Consider the following 22,872-nt stretch of genomic DNA (forward strand, 5'->3'; position numbering starts at 1 on the left):
GCGACGGCTCTTAACACCGATCGGTGCGTCCTGCATCGGGCGGGCGGCTGCGGGAGGGGTCTGCCGCGTTTTTGCCCGGTGTAGCCCGAAGATTCCCATTTTCTGCCCCGCTGTCGTCACGCCCCGGGGTCTCTGTTCGCTGCCGGGACGGGCGGAATTGGGGAGATCGTCGACATGATGAAAACCAGCGCGCGCGCGGCCCTGATCGTTTTGGCCGGGCTTGTCTTGCTATCCGGGGGCCTCGCACAGGCGGCGCCGAACTCGGCCGCAGGCAACAAATCGGAGAGCGCCGACAAAGGGGCCGATACGGCCAAGCACCGGCGCCAAGACTCGCGCCGCACCGACAGCAGGAAGACGGGGCAGAAATCCGAGGACAAGGCCGACAAGAAGGACACGGCGGCCAAGCCCGACGAAGCCAAGAACGACAAGGCCGACAGTCAGGTCCCGGCCTCGAGCCAGCTGGCTCCGGAGGTCGCCAACGCCAATGCGCAGCTCGCCGCCGACACGCCGACTGCCGCGGCAGCCTCCGCGATGACGAACCGCGCCAACGACAACGTCCAGGCAGCCGCCGATAATACCAGCGCCGAGAGCCCCGAAAGCCAGGTCGTCGCGCCCGATCAACTCAACGACATCGATCGGGCCTTGCAGGAGACCCCGCCGCCGCAGAAGGCGGTGATCGCCGCAACCGAGGCGCAGCCGCGGCCGGCGCCGGTGATGGCCAGCAGCCAGCAGAGCTCGGCCTGGGACCAGAGCTCCCTGATCGGCAAGATCTTCATCGGCGTCGGCACATTGCTGACCCTGGCCTCCGCCGCGCGCATGTTCATGGCCTGATGGCCGGTTCCGCCGGGACGCGACCCCGCGCGCTTCCCGCGTCCGGCCCCCTTGAAGGCATCCGCGCCAGCGGGCACATTGCCCGCTCAATCGAAAGCGTGGGTGGAGCATGAGCACGTTCGAACACATCATCGTCGAGAGCGTCGGCGCGGTCGGCATCGTCAAGCTGAACCGGCCGAAGATGCTCAACGCGCTCTCGTTCGGCGTCTTCCGCGAGATCGCAGCTGCGGTCGACGATCTCGAGGCCGATGACGCCATCGGCTGCATCGTCGTGACCGGCAACGAGAAGGCCTTTGCCGCCGGCGCCGACATCAAGGAGATGCAGCCCAAGGGCTTCATCGACATGTTCTCCGAGGATTTCGCCGCGATCGGGGGCGACCGCATCGCGCGCTGTCGCAAGCCAACCATCGCCGCGGTGGCCGGCTACGCGCTCGGCGGCGGCTGCGAGCTCGCCATGATGTGCGATTTCATCATCGCCGCCGACACCGCGAAGTTCGGCCAGCCCGAGATCACGCTCGGCACCATTCCCGGCATCGGCGGCACCCAGCGGCTGACGCGCGCGATCGGCAAGTCCAAGGCCATGGACCTCTGCCTCACCGGCCGGATGATGGACGCCGCCGAAGCCGAGCGCTCCGGCCTGGTCAGCCGTATCGTACCCGCCGACAAGCTGATGGACGAGGTCATGGCGGCCGCCGAGAAGATCGCCGCGATGTCGCGCCCTGCGGCCGCGATGGCCAAGGAAGCGGTGAACCGCGCCTTCGAGACCACGCTCTCCGAAGGCATGAGCGTCGAACGCAACCTGTTCCATTCGACCTTCGCGCTCGAGGACCGCTCGGAGGGCATGGCGGCGTTCATCGAGAAGCGCAAGCCTGTGAACAAGAACCGGTAGCGCACGAGCCGGTCAGGCCGGTGTAAGGCTCTGGCGCTTTCCCGCGCACAGCCTGTGACGCGCCTGCAACAAGCACGGAATACATGGGAGTTTTGCCCGCGGCAGTTTGCCTGCGGGACCTCGGCTGGCTAAACAGCTAAGAGGCCATCGTCGGCGGGGGCGGACAGCCGGGGTTAAGCGAGATTACATGATTGGGCGTACCGCCAGAGCTGGTCGCGGGGTGACGCGACGTCGATCGAGCGCGGGTCATGCGCTTGCGACATGGACCACGCTGGCGTTCTCGTGCGCCCTTCCCTCCGCGGCATGGGCCGAAGCCCTGCCGGACGCATTGGCAAAAGCCTATCAGACCAATCCGCAACTCAATGCCGAGCGTGCGCGCCAGCGCGCCACCGATGAGAACGTGCCGCAGGCGCTGGCCGGCTACCGGCCGCAGATCGTGGCGAGCCTCAGCGCCGGCCTGCAATCGGTGCGCAATCTGTTGCCGGACAACACCATCCAGACCGGCAATCTGAAGCCCTGGATCATCGGCGTCACCGTGACGCAGAGCCTGTTCAACGGCTTCCGCACCGCCAACGGCGTGCGGGCCGCCGAGCTCCAGGTGCAGTCGGGCCGCGAAGCGCTCCGCAACGTCGGCCAGGGCGTGCTGCTCGATGCGGTCACCGCCTACACCAATGTTCTCGCCAACCAGTCGCTGGTCGAGGCGCAGCGCTCCAATGTCGCCTTCCTGCGCGAGACGCTCTCCGTCACCCAGCGCCGGCTCAACGCCGGCGACGTCACGCCGACCGACACCGCGCAGGCCGAGGCCCGCCTCAATCGTGGCCTTGCCGATCTCAACGCGGCCGAGGTCGCGCTTGCGGTCAGCCAGGCCACTTATGCGCAAGTGATCGGCAATGCGCCCTCGCAGCTCAGGCCTGCCGAGGCCGTCGACCGCTATCTGCCGAAGAGCCGCGAGGACGCCATGACGATGGCGATCCGCCAGCATCCGGCGGTGATGGCCGCCAGCTTCGACGTCGATGTCGCCTCCACCAACATCCGCATCGCCGAAGGCACGCTGCTGCCGAGCGCGACCATCCAGGGCAGCGCCAGCAAAAGCCGCAACAACGACCCGACGCTCGGCACCTTCGCCGAGGACCAGGCTTCGATCGTCGCCAACGTCACCGCGCCGATCTACGACGGCGGCCAGGCCGCGGCGCAGACCCGGCAGGCCAAGGAGATCACGGCGCAGAGCCGCCTCGTGCTCGACCAGGTGCGCAATCAAGCGCGTACGGCGGCGGTCAGCGCCTGGGTTGCCAACGAAGGCGCCAAGATCACGGTCTCGGCCTCGGAGTCCGAGGTGAAGGCGGCCACCGTCGCGCTGCAGGGCGTGCAGCGCGAGGCCGCCGGCGGCCAGCGCACGACGGTGGACGTCTTGAACTCGCAGGCCGACCTGATCCAGGCCAAGGCCCGCCTGATCGGCGCGCAACGCGACCGCGTGATCGCCTCCTACACGCTGCTCAGCGCCATCGGCCATCTCGACGTCAAGACGCTGAACCTGAACACGCCGGATTATCTGCCCGAGGTGCACTACCACCAGGTCCGCGACGCTTGGCACGGCCTGCGCACGCCGTCGGGGCAGTAGCCTCAAATCTCTCTGGTGGATGCCGATGAAAAGCCGCCGCATCCATCTGATGGGAGCCTCGGGCTGCGGCGTGACCACGATCGGTCGTGCGCTCGCGGGGCAGCTTGCGCTGCCGCATCACGACAGCGACGACTATTTCTGGCTGCCCACCGTGCCGCCCTATCGGACGACCCGCCCGGCCGCCGACCGCCTGCGCCTGATGCACGAGATGTTCTTGCCGCGTCTCGACTGGGTGCTGAGCGGGTCCGTCACCGGCTGGGGCGAAGAGCTCGTTTCGTACTTCGACCTGGTCGTCTTCGTGACCGCGCCGCGCGAGATTCGTATGAAGCGATTGCGCGCCCGCGAAGCCGCCCATTTCGGCGCTGATGCCGTCGCGCCGGGCGGCTGGCGCCATGGCGAGACCGAAGACTTCGTCGAATGGGCCTCCCATTACGAAGCCGGCGATCGCGAAGGCCGCAGTCTCGCCAAGCACGAAGCCTGGCTCGCCGGCCTGCCCTGCCCGGTCGTACGCGTGGACGGCTCACGTCCGCTTGCGGAGCTTGTCGAGCAGCTATGCAGCGAAGCGGAGCGGTTACCCGGCTGATGTGATATTCTCCTCCCACTCGCCGATAAAAAAACAGACCGGGAGAGAAATCGTGCTCAGCCGACGCAGCGTCCTGCTTGCCTCCCTTGCGGCCGGAGTAGCAATGACCAGCAAAGCCCATGCCCGCGCGGCGCAGCCTGCGACGCCGATCAATTTCGATGTGCCGGCGCATGCCTGTGACTGCCACACCCACATTCACGGCGATGTCGAAAAATTTCCGTTCTTCACTGGCCGCGTCTATACGCCGGAGCCGGCTTCGCCGGAAGAAATGGCGGCGCTGCACAAGGCGCTGCATATCGAGCGCGTGGTGATCGTGACGCCGAGCGTCTACGGCACCGACAATTCCTCCACGCTGTTCGGCATGAAGGCGCGCGGCGCGACCGCGCGCGGCGTCGCCGTGATCGACGACAAGACGCCGGAGAGCGCGCTCGATACGATGCACCAGGACGGCTTCCGCGGCATCCGCCTCAATCTGGCGACCGGCGGCGTCAACGACCCCAATGTCGGCCGGCCGCGCTTCACCGCCGCCGTCGAGCGCATGAAGGCGCGCGGCTGGCACGTACAGCTCTACACCACGCTGGCCATGATCTCCGCGATCAAGGACCTCGTCGAGACGGCGCCGGTGCCGGTCGTGTTCGACCATTTCGGCGGCCTTCACGCTTCGCTCGGGCTGGAGCAGCCGGGCTTCTCCGACCTCGTCGCGCTGGTGAAGTCCGGCAAGGCCTATGTGAAGATCTCGGGCGCCTATCGCTCGTCGAAGCTGGCGCCCGACTATCAGGACATGGTGCCCTATGCCCGCGCGCTGATCGCGGCCAATGTTGACCGCATCGTCTGGGGCACCGACTGGCCGCATCCGGATTCGAGCCGCGTCGAGGGCCGCAAGCCCACCGACATCGCGCCGCTCTATCAGATCGACGACGGCCGCCTGCTCAACCAGCTTCCGGTGTGGGCGCCGGATGCCGAGGTGCGCAAGAAGATCCTGGTCGACAATCCGGCGCGGCTCTACGGGTTCTGAGGGTCAGCGCGCGCGGCGGGAGAAGAAGGAGATCAGCACCGGCAAGGTCACCAGAATCACGACCGGCGCCAGCATCATGCCGGTGACGACGACAACCGCGAGCGGCTTCTGCACCTGCGAGCCGATGCCTTCGGACAGCGCTGCCGGCAGGAGGCCGACGCCTGCGACGACACAGGTCATCAGCACCGGCCGGAGCTGCAGCTCGCCGGTGCGTACCACCGCGCTCCTGCGGTCCATGCCCTCTTCGATCAGCTGGTTGAACTGCGACAGGATGATGATGCCGTCCATCACCGCGATGCCGAACAGCGCGATGAAGCCGATCGCCGCGGAGACGCTGAACGCGGTGCCCGAGATCAGGAGGCCGAGCACGCCGCCGAAGATCGCCATCGGGATCACGCTCATCGCGAGCAGTGTGTCGGTCATCGAGCCGAAATTAAACCAGAGCAGCACGCCGATCAGCGCCAGCGAGATCGGCACCACGATCGAGAGCCGCCGGATCGCGTCCTGGAGGTTGCCGAACTCGCCGACCCATTCCATGTGCGAGCCCGGCGGCAGCTGCACCTGCGCGGCGATTTTGTCCTGCGCCTCGCGGATCGCGCTGCCGAGATCGCGTTCGCGCACCGAGAACTTGATCGGCAGATAACGCTCCTGCTGCTCGCGATAGATGTAGGCCGCACCCGAGACGAGGCTGATGGTCGCGACCTCGCTTAAGGGGATCTGCGTGACGGAGCCGTTCGGCCCGGGCGCGCCGATCCGCAAATTCTGGATCGCCTCGGCGCTGCGGCGGTATTCCGGCGCGAGGCGCACGATAATCGGGAAGTGGCGGTCGCTGCCGGGCTCATAGAGGTCGCCGGCGGTGTCGCCGCCGATCGCGACCTTGATGGTCGCGTTGATGTCGCCCGGTGCAAGGCCGTAGCGCGCCGCCTTGGCGCGGTCGATGTCGATCTGAACGGTCGGCTGGCCCAGCGAGGTGAACACCGCAAGGTCGGTGACGCCCTGCACGGTGGCGAGCACGGACTTGATCTTGTTGGCGGTGTCGGTGAGAGCCTGGAGATCGCTTCCGAACAGCTTGATCGAGTTCTCGCCCTTCACGCCGGAGACGGCTTCGGAGACGTTGTCCTGGAGATATTGCGAGAAGTTGAACTCGACGCCGGGAAAGCGATCGTCGAGCTGCTTGAGCAGCTGCGCGGTCAGCTCTTCCTTGTCGCGGGTACCGGGCCACTGGCTCACGGGCTTCAGCGGCGCGAAGAACTCGGCGTTGAAGAAGCCGGCGGCGTCGGTACCGTCGTCGGGACGGCCGTGTTGCGAGACGACGGATTCGACCTCGGGCCGGGCGCGGATCACCTTGCGCATCTCATTGACGTAGCTGTTGCCTTCCTGAAGCGAGATGGTCGGCGGCAGCGTAGCGCGGATCCAGAGGTTGCCCTCCTCCAGCTTCGGCAGGAATTCGAGGCCGAGCAGCCGGGCGAGCGCGACCGTCATCAACACCAGACCGACCGCGGCGCCGAGGACGATGTTGCGGTTGGCGACCGCCCAATTCAGCACAGGCATGTAGAGCCGGTGCAGGATCAGCATCACCTTCGTCTCGGTCTCCTCGACATGCGCCGGCAGGATGATCGCGGACAGCGCGGGAGTCACGGTGAAGGTGGCAAGCAGGCCGCCGGCCAGTGCGTAGGCATAGGTCCGCGCCATCGGTCCGAAGATGTTGCCCTCGACGCCAGAGAGCGTGAACAGCGGCAGGAACGCCGCGATAATGATCGCCGCGGCGAAGAAGATCGATCGCGAGACGTCGGCCGCCGCGCTGAGGATGGCATGGCTCTTCATGCCGAACAGCGTCTCGGGCGACATATGCTCGGATTCCGACATCGGTGTCGTTTGCGTCAGGCGGCGGAAGATCGCCTCCACCATGATCACGGTGGCATCGACAATGAGACCGAAATCGATCGCACCGACCGACAGAAGGTTGGCCGATTCCCCGCGCAGCACCAGGATGATGACCGCAAAAAAAAGCGCGAACGGGATGGTGGCGCCGACGATCAGCGCGCTCCGGAGATCGCCGAGGAAGATCCACTGCAACAGCACGATCAGCAGGATGCCCACCACCATGTTGTGCAGCACGGTGTGGGTGGTGAGCTCGATCAGGTCGCCGCGGTCGTAGATGCGCTCGATGCGCACGCCGGGCGGCAGGATGCTGGAGTTGTTGATGGATTGAACGAGCTCGTGGACGCGCCTGATGGTCGGCGAGCTCTGCTCGCCGCGCCGCATCAGGACGATGCCCTGCACGATGTCGTCGGAATCGTCGAGGCCGGCAATGCCGAGACGTGGCTTCTGACCGACGGTGACGGTGGCGACGTCCTTCACCAGCACCGGATTGCCGCCGGTCTGCGCCACCATGGTGTTGGCGAGGTCGTCGATCGAGCGGATCAGGCCGACGCCGCGCACCACCGCCGATTGCTGGCCGATATCAACGGTGTTACCGCCGACATTGACGTTGGAATTGCCGACCGCCTGCAGCAGTTGCGGCAACGTCAACCCGTTAGCGACCAGCTTGTTGAAGTCGACCTGGATCTCGTAGGTCTTGCTCTTGCCGCCCCAGCCGGTGACGTCGATGACTCCCGGCACGGCGCGGAAGCGGCGCTGCAGGATCCAGTCCTGAATGGTCTTGAGGTCGAGCACGCTGTAGTTCGGCGGCCCGACGAGACGGTAGCGGAATATCTCGCCGATCGGGCTGAGCGGCGAGATCTGCGGCTGCACGTTGCCGGGCAGCGGCGCAAGCTGAGCCAGGCGGTTCAAGACCTGCTGCAACGCCTCGTCATAGGTGTAGGCGAAGGAGAACTGGATCTTGACGTCGGAGAGGCCGTAGAGCGAGATGGTACGGATGGTCGTGACGTTCTTCAGACCGGCAACCTGGGTCTCGATCGGGATCGTGATGTAGCGCTCGATCTCTTCCGCCGACAGGCCCGGGCTCTGCGTCACGATGTCGACCATCGGCGGAGTCGGATCGGGATAGGCTTCGATGTTGAGCCGGTTGAACGCGATCGAGCCGCCGATCAGCACGGCGACGAACATGCCGACCATCAGGAAACGCCGGTTGACGGCAAGGGCAACGAGACGATCCATTCAGGTCTTCAATTTTCTTGGGTCGTCGATCAGCTGCCGGACGCCGCGCGGTCGATGAACAAACTGCCTTTGGTGACGATCTGCTCGCCGGGTTTCAGATTGCTGGTGACCTCGACGAGGTTGCCGTTGATGAGACCGATCTTGATCTGGCGCAGCTCGACCGACTTGTCCTCGCGCGCGACCCAGAGGCGGACCTTGTCGGCCTCGTAGATCAGCGCATGCTTCGGCACCGCCGGCGCGGCGCGGTCGCCGGCCGAATAGATCGTGACGTTCGCGAACATTTCCGGCTTGAGCAGCCCGTCCTTGTTGTCGATCGTGGCGCGGACCTGCAGGCGGCGGGTGGCGGGGTCGATCGCGGCAGCAACGTAGTTGATCTTGGCGCTGAACGGACGGCCCGGCAGCGCCATCACATTGACGGTGATGTCCTGCCCGATGCACACCGCGGCCGCATCGCTCTCGCGCACGAAGGCGGTGAGCCAGACCGTGGAGAGGTCGCCGACCACGAAGACCGGATCGCTGGCGCCGGAATTGACGTATTGGCCCGGGCCGATCTTGCGCTGCACGACCGTGCCGGAGATCGGCGAGTAGATCGTGATCTCCCGATCGATGACGCCCTTTTCCTGGAACGTCTTGGTGGCTTCGTCGGTGAAGCCGAGGATGCGCAGCTTGTTGCGCGCGGCTTCCAGCGCCGCCACCGAGGAGCGCATGTCGTTTTGCGCCTGCACCTGGGCCGCTTCCGCCTGCTGGTAATCCTTGAGCGGAATGGCATGGCCCTCGTAGAGGTCCTTGGCGCGCTTGAACTGGATGTCGGAAAGCTCGAGCGCCGACTTCGCCTTGTTCTGCGAGGTCATCGCCGCGATGAAATCGTTCTGGGCCTGCACGGTGTCGGCGGCCTCGATCGTAAACAGCGGTTGACCTTGCTTCAGCGTCTCGCCGGGCTTGGCGAGCAGCTTGGTGACACGGCCTGCATAGGGCGAGAACACCGGCGTCGAACGATCCTCGTCGACCGCGACCTTACCCTCGGTGACATACTCGGCCCGGAAGCTCCTGGCGGCGACCGGCTCGATCGTCAACGTCGCCCATTCGGACGGTGTCGGCGTGAAGGTCTGCGCGTTTCTGCGCGACTGGCTGGAGATCTCGGAGTGCTTCTTTGCCTTCGGGCCCGAAGAGAACAAGCCGTACGCTCCGACACCGGCGCCGGCGACAGCTAGTAAGACTACGAATGCGATCACCCGTTGTTTTGCAATCACGTGCAATCGCTTGGTATTCTCAACTGCCATGGGGCCCGGTCGTGTCTGCGACGATCTCGGCAAATGATTGCCTCATCGGTCGCGCTAATAGTGCCGAATTGGGAGTTCAAACAACCTAAAAAACGCGTCGGCCCTTTCCGTTTGCGTTAAAATTCTGGGACTTGTCAGCTTCATGTCAGCTTCGGCCCGGCCATTGTGCCGAATGACTGCCGAGCGGCATCGCCGGGCGGCTCCATTGCGCCGGCGTCTTCGACAGCCGAGCGGAATGCTGCACCGCCTTCAACGTGCCGAAGCCAGATTGCATGTGCTCTATGAACGCAGCATGTACGGCCTGTCCCGGGACATCGGGGGTATTCAATCCGCCCTCGAGCCGACCGAGATTCCACAGCCAGAATGTCGGCGGGGCTCTGCATCGCTGCTTCTCTCCCCGCTCATTTGCTGTACTTTTCGCGACCGTGTCATGATCGCAGAAAGGATTGCAATGGCCGCCATCGATCCCCTCATCGCAGGTGCCGTGTTCATCGCGACGGCGGCCACCGACGCCGTCTATGTCATGTTCACCTCGGCCGTGATCGCGCGCAAGCGCATCCCGGCGGCGAACTGGAGCGCGGTCTGGTACCTGCTCTCCTCTTACGCCGTGATCAGCTACACCGAGAACGTCTTCTACGTTGCCTTTGCCGCAATCGGCTCCTGGGCCGGCGCCTATGCCTCGTTGACCTTCCTGCACCGCCCGCCCGGCGGCCCGCCGGTGGGAGCGGCGCCGGAGTGAAGTCTCTCCGCGTCATTGCGAGGAGCCCTTGCGACGAAGCAATCCAGGATCCTTCCGCGGATGCATTTCTGGATTGCTTCGCGGAGCCTGTCATCGGGCCGCGCTTTGCGCGGACCCGGTGGCTCGCAATGACGACGTGGAGGCTTCTGGGCGCCTCGCGAAACAGCTACACTCGCAGCACCAACAAAAAGGAGCCAACAATGGATCTCGGTCTCAAAGGCAAGAACGCTGTGGTGCTCGGCGGCACGCGTGGCATCGGGCGGGCGATTGCGGCGACGCTGGCCGGCGAAGGCGCCAATGTCGCGGTGTGCGCGCGCAACGCCGATCAGGTTGCGGCAACCGTCACTGAGCTGAAGGCGAGCGGCATCAATGCCACCGGCGGCGCGGTCGACGTCACCGACGGCGCGGCGCTCAAAAGCTGGATCGAGGCTGCAGCAAAAGAGCTCGGCGGCATCGACCTGCTATTCTCCAATGCCGGCGCAATGGCGCAAGGGCACGATCCGGCGTCCTGGGAGCAGAATTTCCGCCTCGACCTGCTCGGCGCCGTGCATGCCTTCGACGCCGCCCGGCCATTCCTCGAGACAAGCGGCGCCGGCAGCGGCGATGCGGCCTTCGTGATCATCTCGTCGATCTCCGCGGCGCAGGCGGACACGGCCAGCTCCTACGGCCCGATCAAGGCCGCGCTGATCCACATGGCCAAGGGACTGGCGCGGCAATACGCGAAGAAGAAGATCCGCGTGAATGTCGTGTCGCCCGGCACCGTCTATTTCAAAGGCGGCGTCTGGGAGATGATCGAGAAGAACATGCCGGAGCGGTACCAGGACGCGATGAAGCGCAACCCGACCGGCCGCATGGCAACGCCGCAGGACATCGCGAGCGCGGCGGTGTTTCTGGCGAGCCCGGTGTCGGGGTTCACCACGGGATCGAATCTGGTCGTGGATGGCGCCATCTCGAACCGGGTGAATTTTTGAGGGCAGCTTGCCGAGCTCTCTCCTCCGTCATGGCCAGGCTTGACCCGGCCATCCACGCACTGCTGCGCACTCCGAAAGACGTGGATGCCCGGGTCAAGCCCGGGCATGACGACTGAGAATGAGGCGCAATCATCGCAACAAACGTCGGCAGTAGCCCGCGCTCGCTCAATGAAAATCCCGCGAGGGCGGCAGGATACGGACGTTGCGGGGGTGACGGATTTTTTGCGCGGGCATGTCCGTAAGCGCGCGAGGGTCTTCGTTCAGCGGTTCGACCACGGTGGCGCCTGCGGGCAGCGGATGCTTGCGGCCGAGCGCATCGTTGGCCAATCCGACCAGATCGTGCGAGCGATCGACCATGCGCTGGGCGATGAGATGCGTCACCTTCTCCGGGCTGCTCTGGATGTAGCCTTCGACCAGGATGAGGCGCGCGCCCATCACTTCTTTCCGGTACTGCTCCATGATCTTGGGCCACACCACGACATTGGCGATGCCGGTTTCGTCCTCCAGCGTCATGAACACGACGCCGCTGGCGCTGCCCGGCCGCTGCCGCACCAGCACTACGCCGGCGCAGCGGACGCGGCGCCGCTCATTCTCATGGCTGATCTCCTTGCAGGCGACGATACGCTCGCGCGTAAACATCTGGCGCAGGAATTCCATCGGATGGCCCTTCAGCGACAGGCGGATGGTCTGGTAGTCCGCGACCACCTGCTCGGCGCGCGGCATCGCCGGCAGCGGTTTTGCGCCTTCGTCCGGCTGCTCGCGCGCGGTCGCCGCCTCGAACAGCGGTAGCGGCACGTCGTCGGGCAGCCGCCGCACCTGCCACAGCGCTTCGCGGCGGTCGAGCCCGAGCGAGCGGAACGCATCGGCATCCGCCAAGAGGATCAGCGCGCGCTTGGGCAGACCGGTGTCGCGGGCGAAATCCTCTAGCGAGGTGAAGGGACGACGGTTACGCGCGGCGACGATGCGGTCGGCCCAATCGGGTACTCTCTCCACACCGTCATTCCGGGGCGACGCGTCAGCGTCGAGCCCGGAATCCATTCCTCCGCCAGGCGTATGCGGCGCGATGGATTCCGGGTTCGCGCTACGCGCGCCCCGGAATGACGACTGAGAGCGCTTCAGGCGCTCCTCATCCTCGTCCAGCCAGTGGAATCCATCGATCTGGCGAAAGCCGAGGCGCACGGCGCAATACTGACCGCTCCCCTCCTCCAGCGTGTTCTGTGCAAAGCTGTAGGACACGTCGATGTCGCGCACCTCGACGCCGTTCTTGCGGGCGTCGCTGACGATCTGCGCCGGCGCATAAAAGCCCATCGGCTGCGAATTCAACAGACCGCAGCAGAAGGCGTCGGGATGATAGTGCTTCAGCCACGACGAAATGTAGACCAGCTGTGCAAAGCTCGCGGCATGGCTCTCCGGAAAGCCGTAGGAGCCAAATCCCTTGATCTGGTCAAAGCAGCTTTTGGCGAAGTTGGGATCGTAGCCGCGCGCCACCATGTTGCCGATCAGCTTCTCCTCATATTGGCCGATGGTGCCGACATTGCGGAAGGTCGCCATCGAGCGGCGCAGGCCGTTGGCTTCCTCGGAGGTGAAATGCGCGGCCTCGATCGCAATGCGCATCGCCTGCTCCTGGAACAGCGGGACACCGAGCGTCTTGTGCAGCACCTTGTAGAGTTCGTCCTTGTCGCCATGCTCCGGCGACGGAGACGGATAGCTCACCTTTTCCAGCCCGTTCCGCCGCCGCAAATAAGGATGCACCATGTCGCCCTGGATCGGCCCGGGGCGCACGATCGCGACCTCGATGACGAGATCGTAGAAGGTGCGCGGCTTCAGCCGCGGCAGCATGTTCATCTGGGCGCGGCTCTCGACCTGGAACACGCCGAGCGATTCCCCGCGGCACAGCATGTCGTAAACCCTGGGGTCGTCCTGCGGGACGCTCGCCAGCATAAAACGCTCGCCCTTGTGCTGGTCGATCAGATCGAAACATTTCCTGATGCAGGTCAGCATGCCGAGCGCCAGCACGTCGACCTTCATCATATGAAGCGCATCGACGTCGTCCTTGTCCCATTCGATGAAGGTGCGGTCGTCCATCGCGGCATTGCCGATCGGCACATAGGTGTCGAGCCGGTCCTGGGTCAGCACGTAGCCGCCGACATGCTGGGAGAGATGGCGCGGGAATTCGATCAGCTCGGTCGCAAGCTCGACCGCGAGGTTGATCATGGGATTGCCGGGATCGAGTCCGGCCTGCCGGACCTGCATGTCGTTGAGGCCCTTGCCCCAGCTGCCCCAGACGGTGTCGGCGAGCGCGGCGGTGACGTCCTCGGTCAGGCCGAGCGCCTTGCCGACGTCGCGGATGGCGCTGCGCGGGCGATAATGAATGACGGTGGCGATGATCGCGGCGCGGTGGCGGCCGTAGCGGCGATAGACATATTGCATCACCTCCTCGCGGCGCGAATGCTCGAAATCGACGTCGATGTCGGGCGGCTCCAGCCGCTCCTTGGAGATGAAGCGCTCGAACAAGAGGTCCACCTTGGTCGGGTCGACCGAGGTGATGCCGAGCACGTAGCACACGGCCGAGTTCGCCGCCGAGCCGCGGCCCTGGCACAAAATGTTCTGGCTGCGCGCGTAGTGGACGATATCGTGCACGGTGAGAAAGTAATGCGCGTATTTCAGCTCGGCGATCAGCGCGAGCTCCTTCTTCAGGGTCGCGCGCAGCTTGTCGTCGATCTTGCCGCCGAAATATTTGTCGACGCCCGCCCAGGTCAGGTCCTCCAGATGCCCCTGCGCGGTCTTGCCCGGCGGTACCGGCTCGTCGGGATATTGATACTTCAGCTGATCGAGCGAGAACTCGATTGCGTCCGCAAAGCGCATGGTCTGCGCAATCGCCTCGGGAAAATCGCGGAACAGCCGCGCCATTTCACGCGGCGTCTTCAGGAAGCGCTCGGCATTGGCCTCTAACTTCCGCCCAATCGCCTCGATCGTGGTCTTTTCCCGGATGCAGGTCAGCACGTCCTGGAGCGGACGGCGGCGGGGATCGTGATACAGCACCTCATTGGTTGCGAGCAGCGGCACCTTTGCCTTTGCGGCGAGATCATCGAGCCGCAAGAGGCGACGCTTGTCGTCGCCGCGATAGAGCAGGCTCGCCGCCAGCCACACGCCCTCGGCACGGCTCGCCTTCAGCTTTGCGAGGACATCCAGCGCCCGCGCCAGCTCGAAACGATGCGGCAGCGTCAACACCAGGAGCTGGCCTTCCGAGAATTCCAGGAGATCGTCAAGCCTGAGATGACACTCGCCCTTTTCGATCCGCATGATGTCATCGCCACGCTTGCCCCTTGTCAGGAGCTGGCACAGCCGGCCATAGGCCGCGCGATCGCGTGGATAGACCAGGATGTCGGGCGTGCCGTCGATGAAGACGATGCGAGCGCCGATCAACAGTTTCGGCTTGTGCAGCACCTCGTCATTGTCGAGCTCCTGATAGGCGCGCACCACGCCGGCAAGCGTGTTGTGGTCGGCAATGCCGATCGCGGGAATCCCGAGCTTGCTCGCCTGATGCACATAGGCGCGCGGATCCGAGCCGCCGCGCAGGAAGGAGAAATTGGTGGTGATGCCGATCTCGGCATAGCTAAGCGTATTCATGCGAAGAGACCGTGCACATACCAGCCGGGAGACGCAGGCTTGCCGTCACCGTCGAACACCTCGCCTTCATAGAGACCGTCGCGAAAGATCCAGAAGCGCAGGCCTTCGGCATCCTCGATGCGGAAATAATCCCGCGTCAGCTGCTTGCCGTCCTGCCGCCACCATTCCATCGCGATGCGCTCGGGCCCCTCTACCCGCACCACCGCATGCAGCGCGCGCCGCCAGGTGAATTGATGCGGCGGACCGTCTGGCACGGTCGCGAACGGCACCTTGATCGGCTCCGGCTTGTCGAACAGCCGCAAGGGACGCAGCGGCGGCTCGCTCGCGACGCGCGCCGGCCATTCGGCCTGCATGGCAGCAGCGAGATGATGCTGCGCCGATGCGGCCAGCACCGCGCTTTCGGGGATGTGGGTATCCTGCGGCAGGTGCACGACGACACGCCTGCCGCCGATCCGCGCGGCGATGCGGTCGATCAGCGCCGCGAGTTCGTCATTGTCGTGGACATGGGCATCGAGATCGCGCTGCTCCTGCACCACGATCTCGGTGCGGCTCGCCGACAATCGCACCATGTCGAAGCCGAAACCGGGATCGAGGGGATCGGCGAGGGCATCGAGCCGCTCGCGGAACAAGCGGTCGACCACGGCGCTTCTGGTCACGGGACGTCCGGTCTCGACCGTGATCGTGCGCACCACGCCGTCGGTGCGGAAGAACGCGGCTTCAAGCCGCCGCGCGCCTTTGCCCTGCTTCTCCATGGACGCGATCAACGTGTCGGCGAGCCGCGACAGCGTCATCGCGATCATGGTGTCGGTCGCGATCGGCTCGGCAAAGCGTTTTTCCACGATGTAGTCGGGCAGCGGTTTGCGCGGGCTGATCGGCGCATCACCCTGCCCCAGCGCATGGGCGAGCAGCGTGGAGAAGCGCGCGCCGAACCGCGCCGTGATCTCGGAGGCGCTGCGCGAGGCGACGTCGCCGATGGTCTTCAGCCCGGCACGGCGCAGGCCGGTGGTGATGGCTTCACCCGCACCGAGCGCGGAGACTGGAAACGACCTGATCGCCTCCGCCTCGCCGCCATCGGCCACAATGGTGCCGGATACCTGCCGCGTCAGCGTGCGGGCGCAGACCGAGGTGCCCGCGATCGCCGCGCTGACGGCAAAGCCTTGCCGGTCGAGCGCCCGGACCAATGTCCGCAACAGCGCGGCCTCGCCGCCGAACAGATGCGCGCAACCGGTGATGTCCAGGAACAGCCCGTGCGGTGGATCGAGCGCCACCAGCGGCGTGAAGCGGTCGCACCAATCGGCGATGTCGCTGAGCGTCTTCGTATCGGCCACGGTATCGGCGTCGAACACACGCAAATCCGGGCACATCGCCCGCGCATTGGCCAGCGGTTGGCCGATATACAGGCCGAGGCGCTCGGCGGCCTCGTCCAGCGCATGGATCACCAGCGCATTGTTGTCCTTGATGACGACAATGCTCGGCTCATGGTTGGTTTTACCCAGCCCGGCGCTGCTGAAGAACCGCTGGATCCTGTCGATGGGCAGGCGCGGCAGCCACAGGCTGAGGATACGTCGACGGTTCACTGAACTGGCACTCATCACAATTCCATTCCATGATCCACCGGCCGCAGGGGCCATGACGATTGCGCAAGAGCTCGGCATCGAACACCGGCGCGCCCCAGGCACTCCACACCGAGCCCGGCGGCGAAGGCGCCGCACGCAGCATCCATCGTGTCTCCGCGGTCGAGGGCAGCGGCTGCGCGGCCATCCGCAGCAAGAGGCCGGTCACGCCCGAGCCTTGCGCGGCCAGCGTCAGCTTGCGGCTCGCCACCAGATCGAACTGCCTGGTCTCGCCCCAGAGCTCAAGCACGACGGCGCCGAGCGCATCGCAGGCGAGCGCATCGGCCGAGGTGCGCAACGCGCTCTCGACATCGGCGGCGCGCACCATCACCACACGGCGCGGATCGAGACCGAGCTCGGATAGCCCGCTCATCGACAGCGCGCCGGTTTCGAGCTCCGAAAAATCTTGCCGCACCCACAATAGCGGCCGGCGCGCGCTCACGCGTCCCGCAAGGCCCATGACAAACCCCGTCGCGGCCGCGCCCTGACGCCCTTCGCAAAACACCTCGTGGATCGCCGCGCGCGCGAGCCCGCCCTTCAGCGCGGCGTCGGCCGCGCCATGGCCGAGCGCGATGCGATCGCGCGGATGCACGACTTCCGCCGTCTCGATGCGCTCGATCTGGCCGCGCAGGATCGCAAGCGCGCTCATACGTGCGCCGCTCATGCTCGCCGCTCCTCAGAGGTGATTGCCGATGGCTCTCAAAAAGAGAACCAGCGGCTGGCTCATTTGTTCATGATATGTTCTAATATAAAGCTAACGGCGCCGGCAGAGTCAATCGAATTGGCGCATCCAAAGATTCATGAGTGGAATCAAAGAGATTCAAACATGGACGTACAACGCAAGCTGGAGATTCTGGCGGACGCCGCCAAATACGACGCATCCTGCGCCTCCAGCGGCACCGAGAAGCGGGATTCCACCGACGGCAAGGGCATGGGCTCGACCGCGCCGGGCATGGGCATCTGCCATTCCTACGCGCCGGACGGACGCTGCATCTCCCTGCTCAAGGTGCTGCTGACCAACGCCTGCAATTACGATTGCCTCTATTGCGTCAACCGCGCCTCCTCGAACGTCCCACGCGCCCGCTTCACCATCGACGAATTGGTCAAGCTCACGCTCGACTTCTACCGGCGCAATTACATCGAGGGCCTGTTCCTCTCCTCCGGCATCATCCGCAGCCCTGATTACACGATGGAGCAAGTGGTGAGCGTCGCGCGAAAGCTGCGCGAGGAGCATCATTTCCGCGGCTACATCCATCTGAAGACCATTCCCGAGGCCGACGACGCGCTGATCGCCGAGGCCGGCAAATATGCCGACCGCCTTTCGATCAACATCGAGATGCCTGAGGAGACGAGCCTGCAGCAATTCGCGCCGGAGAAGGACGTGCGCGCGATCCGCCGCACCATGGGCCGGCTGCGGCTGAAGCTGGACGAGGCCGAGGAGAGCCGCAGCGCCAAGACGAAGGCCAAACCGCAGCGCTTCGCGCCCGCCGGACAAAGCACGCAGATGATCGTCGGCGCAGATAGCGCCTCCGATCACACCATTCTCCACACCAGCGCCAATCTCTACGGCGCCTACCGGCTGCGGCGCGTCTATTACTCCGCCTTCAGCCCGATCCCCGATGCCAGCCGCGCGCTGCCCCTGCGCGCGCCGCCGCTGCTGCGCGAGCACCGGCTCTACCAGGCCGACTGGCTGATGCGGTTCTACGGCTTCGACGTTGGCGAAATCGTCGACGACAGCGCGATGCTGCCGCTCGACATCGATCCCAAGCTGGCCTGGGCGCTGCGCCACCGCGACCGCTTCCCGCTCGACGTCAACCGCGCCAGCCGCGAGGAGCTGCTGCGCGTTCCGGGCTTCGGCACCAGGACGGTCGAACGCATCATCGCGACGCGGCGCACCACCACGATCCGCCTCGCCGATCTCGCGCGGCTGCATGTGCCCCGCAACAAGGCGCTGCCGTTCATCGTCCTCAGCGATCACCGCCCCTCACCGCATCGTCTCGATGCCGCCGGGTTGATCGAACGGTTCAAGCCGAAAGCAACGCAACTGGGATTTGGCTTCTGATGCAGTACATCAGGCTCGACACCGAAACCGATTTCGACGGCTGGCGCAAAGCCGCGCGCAGCCTCGTGCTCCATCACGTGCCGCCCGGCGCGGTCACCTGGACCGTGCAGGGCCACGAAGCCGAGCTGTTCGCACCGTCCTCGCCGTCTCCGATCCTCGAGGTGAACGACGGCACGTTCACCGTCTCGGCAAAATTCGTCGAGCTTGCCAAGGCGGCGATCCTGCATCGCGACGGCGAGCGCTTTGCGATCCTCTATCGCCTGCTGTTCCGGCTGAAGGAAAATCACGATCTCATCGAGGTCGCGACCGACCCCGATGTCGCGCTTGTCACGGCCATGGCGAAAGCGGTCTATCGCGACGAGCACAAGATGCATGCCTTCGTGCGCTTCCGCGAGATCGGCCGGGAACGCCAGGCGCACTACGTCGCCTGGTTCGAGCCGGAGCATCACGTCGTCGAGCTCGCCGCGCCGTTCTTCGCCAAGCGCTTTGCCGACATGCCCTGGTCGATCCTGACGCCGGACCTCTGCGCGCATTGGGACGGCCATGCGCTCTCGTTCACGCCGGGCGTCAGCAAGAGCGACGCGCCGGGCGAAGACCGGCTGGAGGAAACCTGGCGGCGCTACTATGCCAGCATCTTCAATCCGGCCCGGCTCAAGGTGAAGGCGATGCAGGCCGAGATGCCGAAGAAATATTGGAGGAACCTGCCCGAGGCTTCGATCATTAAGCCCTTGATCGAGGACGCCGAGCGCATGACCGGCGCCATGATCGCCAATGCCGCAACCGATCCGCACAAGCCTCAGAAGCGGCCGGAGGCTCCGATGAAACGCAAGTCAGCTGCCGACGATCTCGAAACGCTCCGCGAGGAGGCCGCGCATTGCCGCGCCTGCCATCTCTACAAGGACGCGACACAGACCGTGTTCGGCGAAGGGCCGAAGAATGCCAACATCATGCTGGTCGGCGAGCAGCCCGGCGACAAGGAAGACCTCGCCGGCCATCCCTTCGTCGGCCCGGCCGGGCAAATGCTCGATCGCGCACTGGAGGAGGCCGGCGTCGACCGCAAGAAGGTCTATGTCACCAACGCGGTGAAGCACTTCAAATTCGTGCCGCGCGGAAAGATCCGCCTGCACCAGAAGCCGAACACACCTGAGATCCGGGCGTGCCGGCAATGGTATGAGCGGGAAGTTTCGACAATCCAGCCCGATCTCATCGTGGCAATGGGCGCCACTGCCGCGCAGAGCGTGTTCGGCAAGATCACCCCCATCGGCAAGAACCGCGGCCGGCTGATCGAGCTTCCCGAAGGCCGCAAGGCGCTGGTGACCGTGCACCCGTCCTATTTGCTGCGACTGCCTGATCCCGAAGCCAAGGTTCTGGAATATCGGCGCTTCGTCGAAGATCTGAAGATCGCCGCCGGCCTGCAGAAGAAGGCCGCACGGGCTGCGTGAATACAGTGGGAAATGGCTTCACGCCGTTGTCGACGATCCGATTTCTCAAATAGACAAGGACCCGTGGAATGCACGGGCCCTTCATCTGTGCTTCGGACCCGGTCCTACGACGCCGCGAGCTGCTCCTCGACCAGCTTCACCCAATAGGACGTGCCGTAGACGATCGCCTCGTCGTTGAAATTGTAGGCGGGATGATGCAGGCCGGCGCTGTCGCCGTTGCCGCAGAAGATGAAGGCGCCGGGCCGCGCTTCCAGCATGTAGGCGAAATCCTCGCCGCCCATCAGCGGCGCCATCTCGTGGACATGGGCCTCGCCCGCGACCTGCGTGGCGATGCGCCGTGCCACTTCGGTCTCCGCCGCATGATTGTTCACGACCGGATAATTGCGCTTGTAGTGCAGGTCGATCTTGGCGCCCGTGATCTGCGCCATGCCCGCCACGACCTCATGCACGCGCTTCTCGACCAGCTTGCGCACCTCAGGCGACAGCGTGCGGATAGTGCCTCTCAGGGTCGCGGTCTGCGGAATGACGTTGCGGGCGTTGCCGGCGTGGAATTCGCAAATCGATACGACCGCCGATTCCAGGGGATCGACGCTGCGCGAGACGATCGACTGCAGGGCCGTGATCACCTGCGCGCCGACCAGCACGGAATCGATGCATTTGTGTGGACGCGCGGCGTGGCCGCCGACGCCCTCGATCATGATGTCGACCTCGTCGGTCGCCGCCATGATGGGGCCTGGCCTGATCGCGAACGAGCCGACCGGGATGCCCGGGCCGTTGTGCATGCCATAGACCTGTTCGATGCCGAACCGCTCCATCAGGCCGTCCTTGACCATGGCCGCGCCGCCGGCGCCACCCTCCTCGGCGGGCTGGAAGATCACCACGGCATCGCCGGCGAAATTGCGCGTCTCGGCGAGATAGCGGGCCGCGCCGAGCAGCATCGCGGTGTGGCCGTCATGGCCGCAGGCGTGCATCTTGCCGGGGATCTTGGAGGCGTAAGGCAGATTGGTCTGCTCCTCGACCGGCAGCGCGTCCATGTCGGCACGCATGCCGATCACCTTGAGCCCCTCGCCGGTTGGCTTGTTGCCCTTGATTACGCCGACGACGCCGGTCTGGCCGAGACCGGTCACGACTTCGTCGCAGCCGAACTCCCGCAACCGGTCAGCAACGAATGCTGCGGTGCGGTGGACATCGTACAACAGCTCGGGGTGCTGATGGATGTCCCGCCGCCAGGCCTGGATATCGGGTTGAAGGTCGGCGACGCGGTTCACGATGGGCATGGAAGGTCTCGAACTGTTGGAAATGCAGGTCTGTCTACCATGCAAGCGTCGGTCCACCCAACCGCCGCCAATCGGGGTCTAGCCCTGTTCACCCGGCATGGCCGGGCTTGTCCCGGTCGGCTGCGTCTGCCTATTAACGGAAAGCAAAGAGACCATCCGGGTGGAAGCAGAATGCCGAGGCGACTTGAAGGTGAGTTTGACTACATTGTCGTCGGAGCCGGCACCGCGGGCTGCATCGTCGCCAACCGGCTGTCGGCTGTCCCAGGCAACCGCGTTCTCATCCTTGAAGCTGGTGGCGACGACAACTGGATCTGGTTCCATATCCCGGTCGGCTATCTCTTCGCCATCGGCAATCCGCGTTCGGACTGGATGTTCAAGACCGAGGCCGAGCCCGGTCTGAACGGCCGCTCGCTGGCCTATCCGCGCGGCAAGGTGATCGGCGGCTGCTCGGCAATCAACGCCATGATCTCGATGCGCGGACAGGCTGCCGACTACGATCATTGGCGTCAGCTTGGCCTGACCGGCTGGGGCTATGACGACGTGCTGCCGTTGTTCAAGCGCCTCGAGGACCACTTCCTCGGCGCCAGCGAGCATCACGGCGCCGGCGGCGGCTGGCGCATCGAGGCGCCGCGGCTGTCATGGGCCATTCTCGACGCGGTCGGTGACGCCGCCGAGGAGATGGGCATCAAGCGCATCCCGGATTTCAACACCGGCGACAACGAAGGCACCAGCTATTTCCACGTCAACCAGAAGCGCGGCCGGCGCTGGTCCTCGGCGCGCGGCTTCCTCAAGCCGGCCTTGAGGCGCCCCAATCTGCGGCTCGAGAAGCACGTGCTGGTCGACCGCCTCATCATCGAGCAGGGCCGCGCCGTCGGCGTGCGCTTCATCCAGAACGGCGAGATCATCGAGGCGCGCGCAAAGCGCGAGGTGGTGCTCTCGGCAGGCTCGATCGGCTCGGTGCAGGTGCTGCATCGCTCCGGCATTGGACCGGCCGACTGGCTGTCGCCGCTCGGCATCGACATCGTCATGGACAAGCCCGGCGTCGGGCGCAACCTGCAGGATCACCTGCAGCAGCGCGCGATCTACAAGGTCGAGGGCGTGCGCACGCTGAACGAGACCTATTACAATCTGTTGCGCCGCGGCCTGATGGGGCTCGACTACGCTGTCCGCCGCCGCGGCCCCCTCACCATGGCGCCGTCGCAGCTCGGCATCTTCACGCGCTCCGATGCGACGCGCGCCCGCGCCAACATCCAATTCCACGTGCAGCCGCTCTCGCTCGACAAGTTCGGCGATCCCCTGCACCGTTTCCCTGCGATCACGGTGAGCGCGTGCAATCTGCAACCGACCTCGCGCGGCACTGTGCGGTTGCGCGCGACAACGCCTGACGAGAAGCCGATCATCGCGCCAAATTACCTGTCGACCGACGACGACCGCCAGGTCGCCGCCGACGCCATTCGCACCACGCGGCGCCTGATGCAGCAGAAAGCGCTGGCCAAATATCGCCCCAGCGAATATCTGCCCGGCCCCTCCGTCGGCGACGACGATGCCTCCCTCGCGAAAGCCGCCGGCGACATCGGCACCACCATTTTCCATCCCGTCGGCACCGCGAAGATGGGCACGGCGAACGATCCAATGGCGGTGGTGGACGAGCGGTTGCGCTTCTACGGCCTCGACGGCCTGCGCATTGTCGATGCCTCGATCATGCCGACGATCACCTCGGGCAACACCAATACGCCGACCGCGATGATCGCGGAGAAGGGCAGCACGATGATCCTGGAGGATGCCAAGTAGCATCTTGCCAC

General features: G+C 65.3%; 16 protein-coding genes and 1 pseudogene. 10 read left to right on the forward strand and 7 right to left on the reverse strand.

Going from position 1 to position 22,872, the window contains the following annotated elements:
- The first annotated feature begins 174 nt into the window (after positions 1-174).
- The 5 genes from ACTEK7_RS09115 (at position 175) to ACTEK7_RS09135 (ending at position 4,936) form a co-directional block, all read left to right on the forward strand.
- Positions 175-831: a hypothetical protein gene (locus ACTEK7_RS09115; RefSeq protein WP_225146033.1), complete on the forward strand. Its 657-nt coding sequence runs from the start codon at positions 175-177 to the stop codon at positions 829-831.
- 109 nt (positions 832-940) lie between these two features.
- Complete coding sequence (locus tag ACTEK7_RS09120) at positions 941-1,720, forward strand: enoyl-CoA hydratase (RefSeq protein ID WP_036006037.1); 780 nt, start codon at positions 941-943, stop codon at positions 1,718-1,720.
- A 187-nt stretch (positions 1,721-1,907) separates the two neighbouring features.
- Positions 1,908-3,338 (forward strand): TolC family outer membrane protein, encoded by a 1,431-nt coding sequence (locus tag ACTEK7_RS09125; protein WP_085968932.1) that lies wholly within the window; start codon positions 1,908-1,910, stop codon positions 3,336-3,338.
- 25 nt (positions 3,339-3,363) lie between these two features.
- Complete coding sequence (locus tag ACTEK7_RS09130) at positions 3,364-3,921, forward strand: P-loop NTPase family protein (protein WP_225113499.1); 558 nt, start codon at positions 3,364-3,366, stop codon at positions 3,919-3,921.
- 52 nt (positions 3,922-3,973) lie between these two features.
- Positions 3,974-4,936 (forward strand): amidohydrolase family protein, encoded by a 963-nt coding sequence (locus tag ACTEK7_RS09135; protein WP_036006044.1) that lies wholly within the window; start codon positions 3,974-3,976, stop codon positions 4,934-4,936.
- Positions 4,937-4,939: 3 nt separating this feature from the next.
- On the opposite strand, the gene ACTEK7_RS09140 is transcribed toward ACTEK7_RS09135, so the two are convergent.
- The 3 genes and pseudogenes from ACTEK7_RS09140 to ACTEK7_RS09150 form a co-directional block, all read right to left on the reverse strand.
- Positions 4,940-8,056: an efflux RND transporter permease subunit gene (locus tag ACTEK7_RS09140; protein WP_225146034.1), complete on the reverse strand. Its 3,117-nt coding sequence runs from the start codon at positions 8,054-8,056 to the stop codon at positions 4,940-4,942.
- A gap of 29 nt (positions 8,057-8,085) precedes the next feature.
- On the reverse strand, positions 8,086-9,336 hold the full coding sequence (locus ACTEK7_RS09145; RefSeq protein ID WP_225146035.1) for an efflux RND transporter periplasmic adaptor subunit: 1,251 nt from the start codon (positions 9,334-9,336) through the stop codon (positions 8,086-8,088).
- Positions 9,337-9,481: 145 nt separating this feature from the next.
- Positions 9,482-9,697 (reverse strand): annotated as a pseudogene (locus tag ACTEK7_RS09150) (CoA transferase); the annotation flags it as partial.
- A 90-nt stretch (positions 9,698-9,787) separates the two neighbouring features.
- On the opposite strand from ACTEK7_RS09150, the gene ACTEK7_RS09155 reads away from it, so the two are divergent.
- A complete protein-coding gene (locus ACTEK7_RS09155; RefSeq protein WP_036006055.1) occupies positions 9,788-10,075 on the forward strand; it encodes a hypothetical protein in 288 nt (95 codons plus the stop codon).
- A gap of 200 nt (positions 10,076-10,275) precedes the next feature.
- A complete protein-coding gene (locus ACTEK7_RS09160; protein WP_225146036.1) occupies positions 10,276-11,046 on the forward strand; it encodes an SDR family NAD(P)-dependent oxidoreductase in 771 nt (256 codons plus the stop codon).
- Between the two features lie 165 nt (positions 11,047-11,211).
- Here ACTEK7_RS09160 and ACTEK7_RS09165 read toward each other — a convergent pair whose 3' ends face one another.
- Genes ACTEK7_RS09165 through ACTEK7_RS09175 form a run of 3 tightly spaced genes read right to left on the reverse strand, consistent with a single transcriptional unit; the run spans position 11,212 to position 16,953 of the window.
- On the reverse strand, positions 11,212-14,676 hold the full coding sequence (locus tag ACTEK7_RS09165) for an error-prone DNA polymerase (protein WP_225146037.1): 3,465 nt from the start codon (positions 14,674-14,676) through the stop codon (positions 11,212-11,214).
- Entirely contained in the window at positions 14,673-16,268 is a 1,596-nt protein-coding gene (locus ACTEK7_RS09170) for a Y-family DNA polymerase (protein ID WP_057027152.1), read from the reverse strand. The genes ACTEK7_RS09165 and ACTEK7_RS09170 overlap by 4 nt, the downstream gene beginning before the upstream one ends.
- Positions 16,165-16,953 carry an ImuA family protein gene (locus tag ACTEK7_RS09175; RefSeq protein WP_225146038.1) on the reverse strand — a complete coding sequence of 263 codons (789 nt, stop codon included), beginning with the start codon at positions 16,951-16,953 and terminating at the stop codon, positions 16,165-16,167. The genes ACTEK7_RS09170 and ACTEK7_RS09175 overlap by 104 nt, the downstream gene beginning before the upstream one ends.
- A 162-nt stretch (positions 16,954-17,115) precedes the next feature.
- On the opposite strand from ACTEK7_RS09175, the gene ACTEK7_RS09180 reads away from it, so the two are divergent.
- Together ACTEK7_RS09180 and ACTEK7_RS09185 are read left to right on the forward strand one after the other, a co-directional pair.
- Positions 17,116-18,351: a putative DNA modification/repair radical SAM protein gene (locus ACTEK7_RS09180; RefSeq protein ID WP_225127265.1), complete on the forward strand. Its 1,236-nt coding sequence runs from the start codon at positions 17,116-17,118 to the stop codon at positions 18,349-18,351.
- A complete protein-coding gene (locus tag ACTEK7_RS09185; RefSeq protein ID WP_225146039.1) occupies positions 18,351-19,793 on the forward strand; it encodes a UdgX family uracil-DNA binding protein in 1,443 nt (480 codons plus the stop codon). The genes ACTEK7_RS09180 and ACTEK7_RS09185 overlap by 1 nt, the downstream gene beginning before the upstream one ends.
- 104 nt (positions 19,794-19,897) lie before the next feature.
- Here the strand turns inward: ACTEK7_RS09185 and ACTEK7_RS09190 are convergent, their stop codons facing one another.
- Positions 19,898-21,070, reverse strand: a complete 1,173-nt coding sequence (locus ACTEK7_RS09190; protein ID WP_225113506.1) for a M20 aminoacylase family protein — start codon at positions 21,068-21,070, stop codon at positions 19,898-19,900.
- Positions 21,071-21,241: 171 nt separating this feature from the next.
- Here ACTEK7_RS09190 and ACTEK7_RS09195 point away from each other — a divergent pair, with 171 nt between their 5' ends.
- Entirely contained in the window at positions 21,242-22,861 is a 1,620-nt protein-coding gene (locus tag ACTEK7_RS09195) for a GMC family oxidoreductase (protein ID WP_225146040.1), read from the forward strand.
- Positions 22,862-22,872: the final 11 nt, after the last annotated feature.

The organism is Bradyrhizobium sp. JHI2711 (assembly GCF_056156565.1).

Bases quoted from the DNA above. Each gene is read 5' to 3' on its own strand.
- ACTEK7_RS09115 (WP_225146033.1), top strand. From the start codon at position 175: ATGATGAAAACCAGCGCGCGCGCGGCCCTGATCGTTTTGGCCGGGCTT.
- ACTEK7_RS09120 (WP_036006037.1), top strand. From the start codon at position 941: ATGAGCACGTTCGAACACATCATCGTCGAGAGCGTCGGCGCGGTCGGC.
- ACTEK7_RS09125 (WP_085968932.1), top strand. From the start codon at position 1,908: ATGATTGGGCGTACCGCCAGAGCTGGTCGCGGGGTGACGCGACGTCGA.
- ACTEK7_RS09130 (WP_225113499.1), top strand. From the start codon at position 3,364: ATGAAAAGCCGCCGCATCCATCTGATGGGAGCCTCGGGCTGCGGCGTG.
- ACTEK7_RS09140 (WP_225146034.1), bottom strand. From the start codon at position 8,056: ATGGATCGTCTCGTTGCCCTTGCCGTCAACCGGCGTTTCCTGATGGTC.
- ACTEK7_RS09145 (WP_225146035.1), bottom strand. From the start codon at position 9,336: ATGGCAGTTGAGAATACCAAGCGATTGCACGTGATTGCAAAACAACGG.
- ACTEK7_RS09155 (WP_036006055.1), top strand. From the start codon at position 9,788: ATGGCCGCCATCGATCCCCTCATCGCAGGTGCCGTGTTCATCGCGACG.
- ACTEK7_RS09160 (WP_225146036.1), top strand. From the start codon at position 10,276: ATGGATCTCGGTCTCAAAGGCAAGAACGCTGTGGTGCTCGGCGGCACG.
- ACTEK7_RS09165 (WP_225146037.1), bottom strand. From the start codon at position 14,676: ATGAATACGCTTAGCTATGCCGAGATCGGCATCACCACCAATTTCTCC.
- ACTEK7_RS09170 (WP_057027152.1), bottom strand. From the start codon at position 16,268: ATGAGTGCCAGTTCAGTGAACCGTCGACGTATCCTCAGCCTGTGGCTG.
- ACTEK7_RS09175 (WP_225146038.1), bottom strand. From the start codon at position 16,953: ATGAGCGGCGCACGTATGAGCGCGCTTGCGATCCTGCGCGGCCAGATC.
- ACTEK7_RS09180 (WP_225127265.1), top strand. From the start codon at position 17,116: ATGGACGTACAACGCAAGCTGGAGATTCTGGCGGACGCCGCCAAATAC.
- ACTEK7_RS09185 (WP_225146039.1), top strand. From the start codon at position 18,351: ATGCAGTACATCAGGCTCGACACCGAAACCGATTTCGACGGCTGGCGC.
- ACTEK7_RS09190 (WP_225113506.1), bottom strand. From the start codon at position 21,070: ATGCCCATCGTGAACCGCGTCGCCGACCTTCAACCCGATATCCAGGCC.
- ACTEK7_RS09195 (WP_225146040.1), top strand. From the start codon at position 21,242: ATGCCGAGGCGACTTGAAGGTGAGTTTGACTACATTGTCGTCGGAGCC.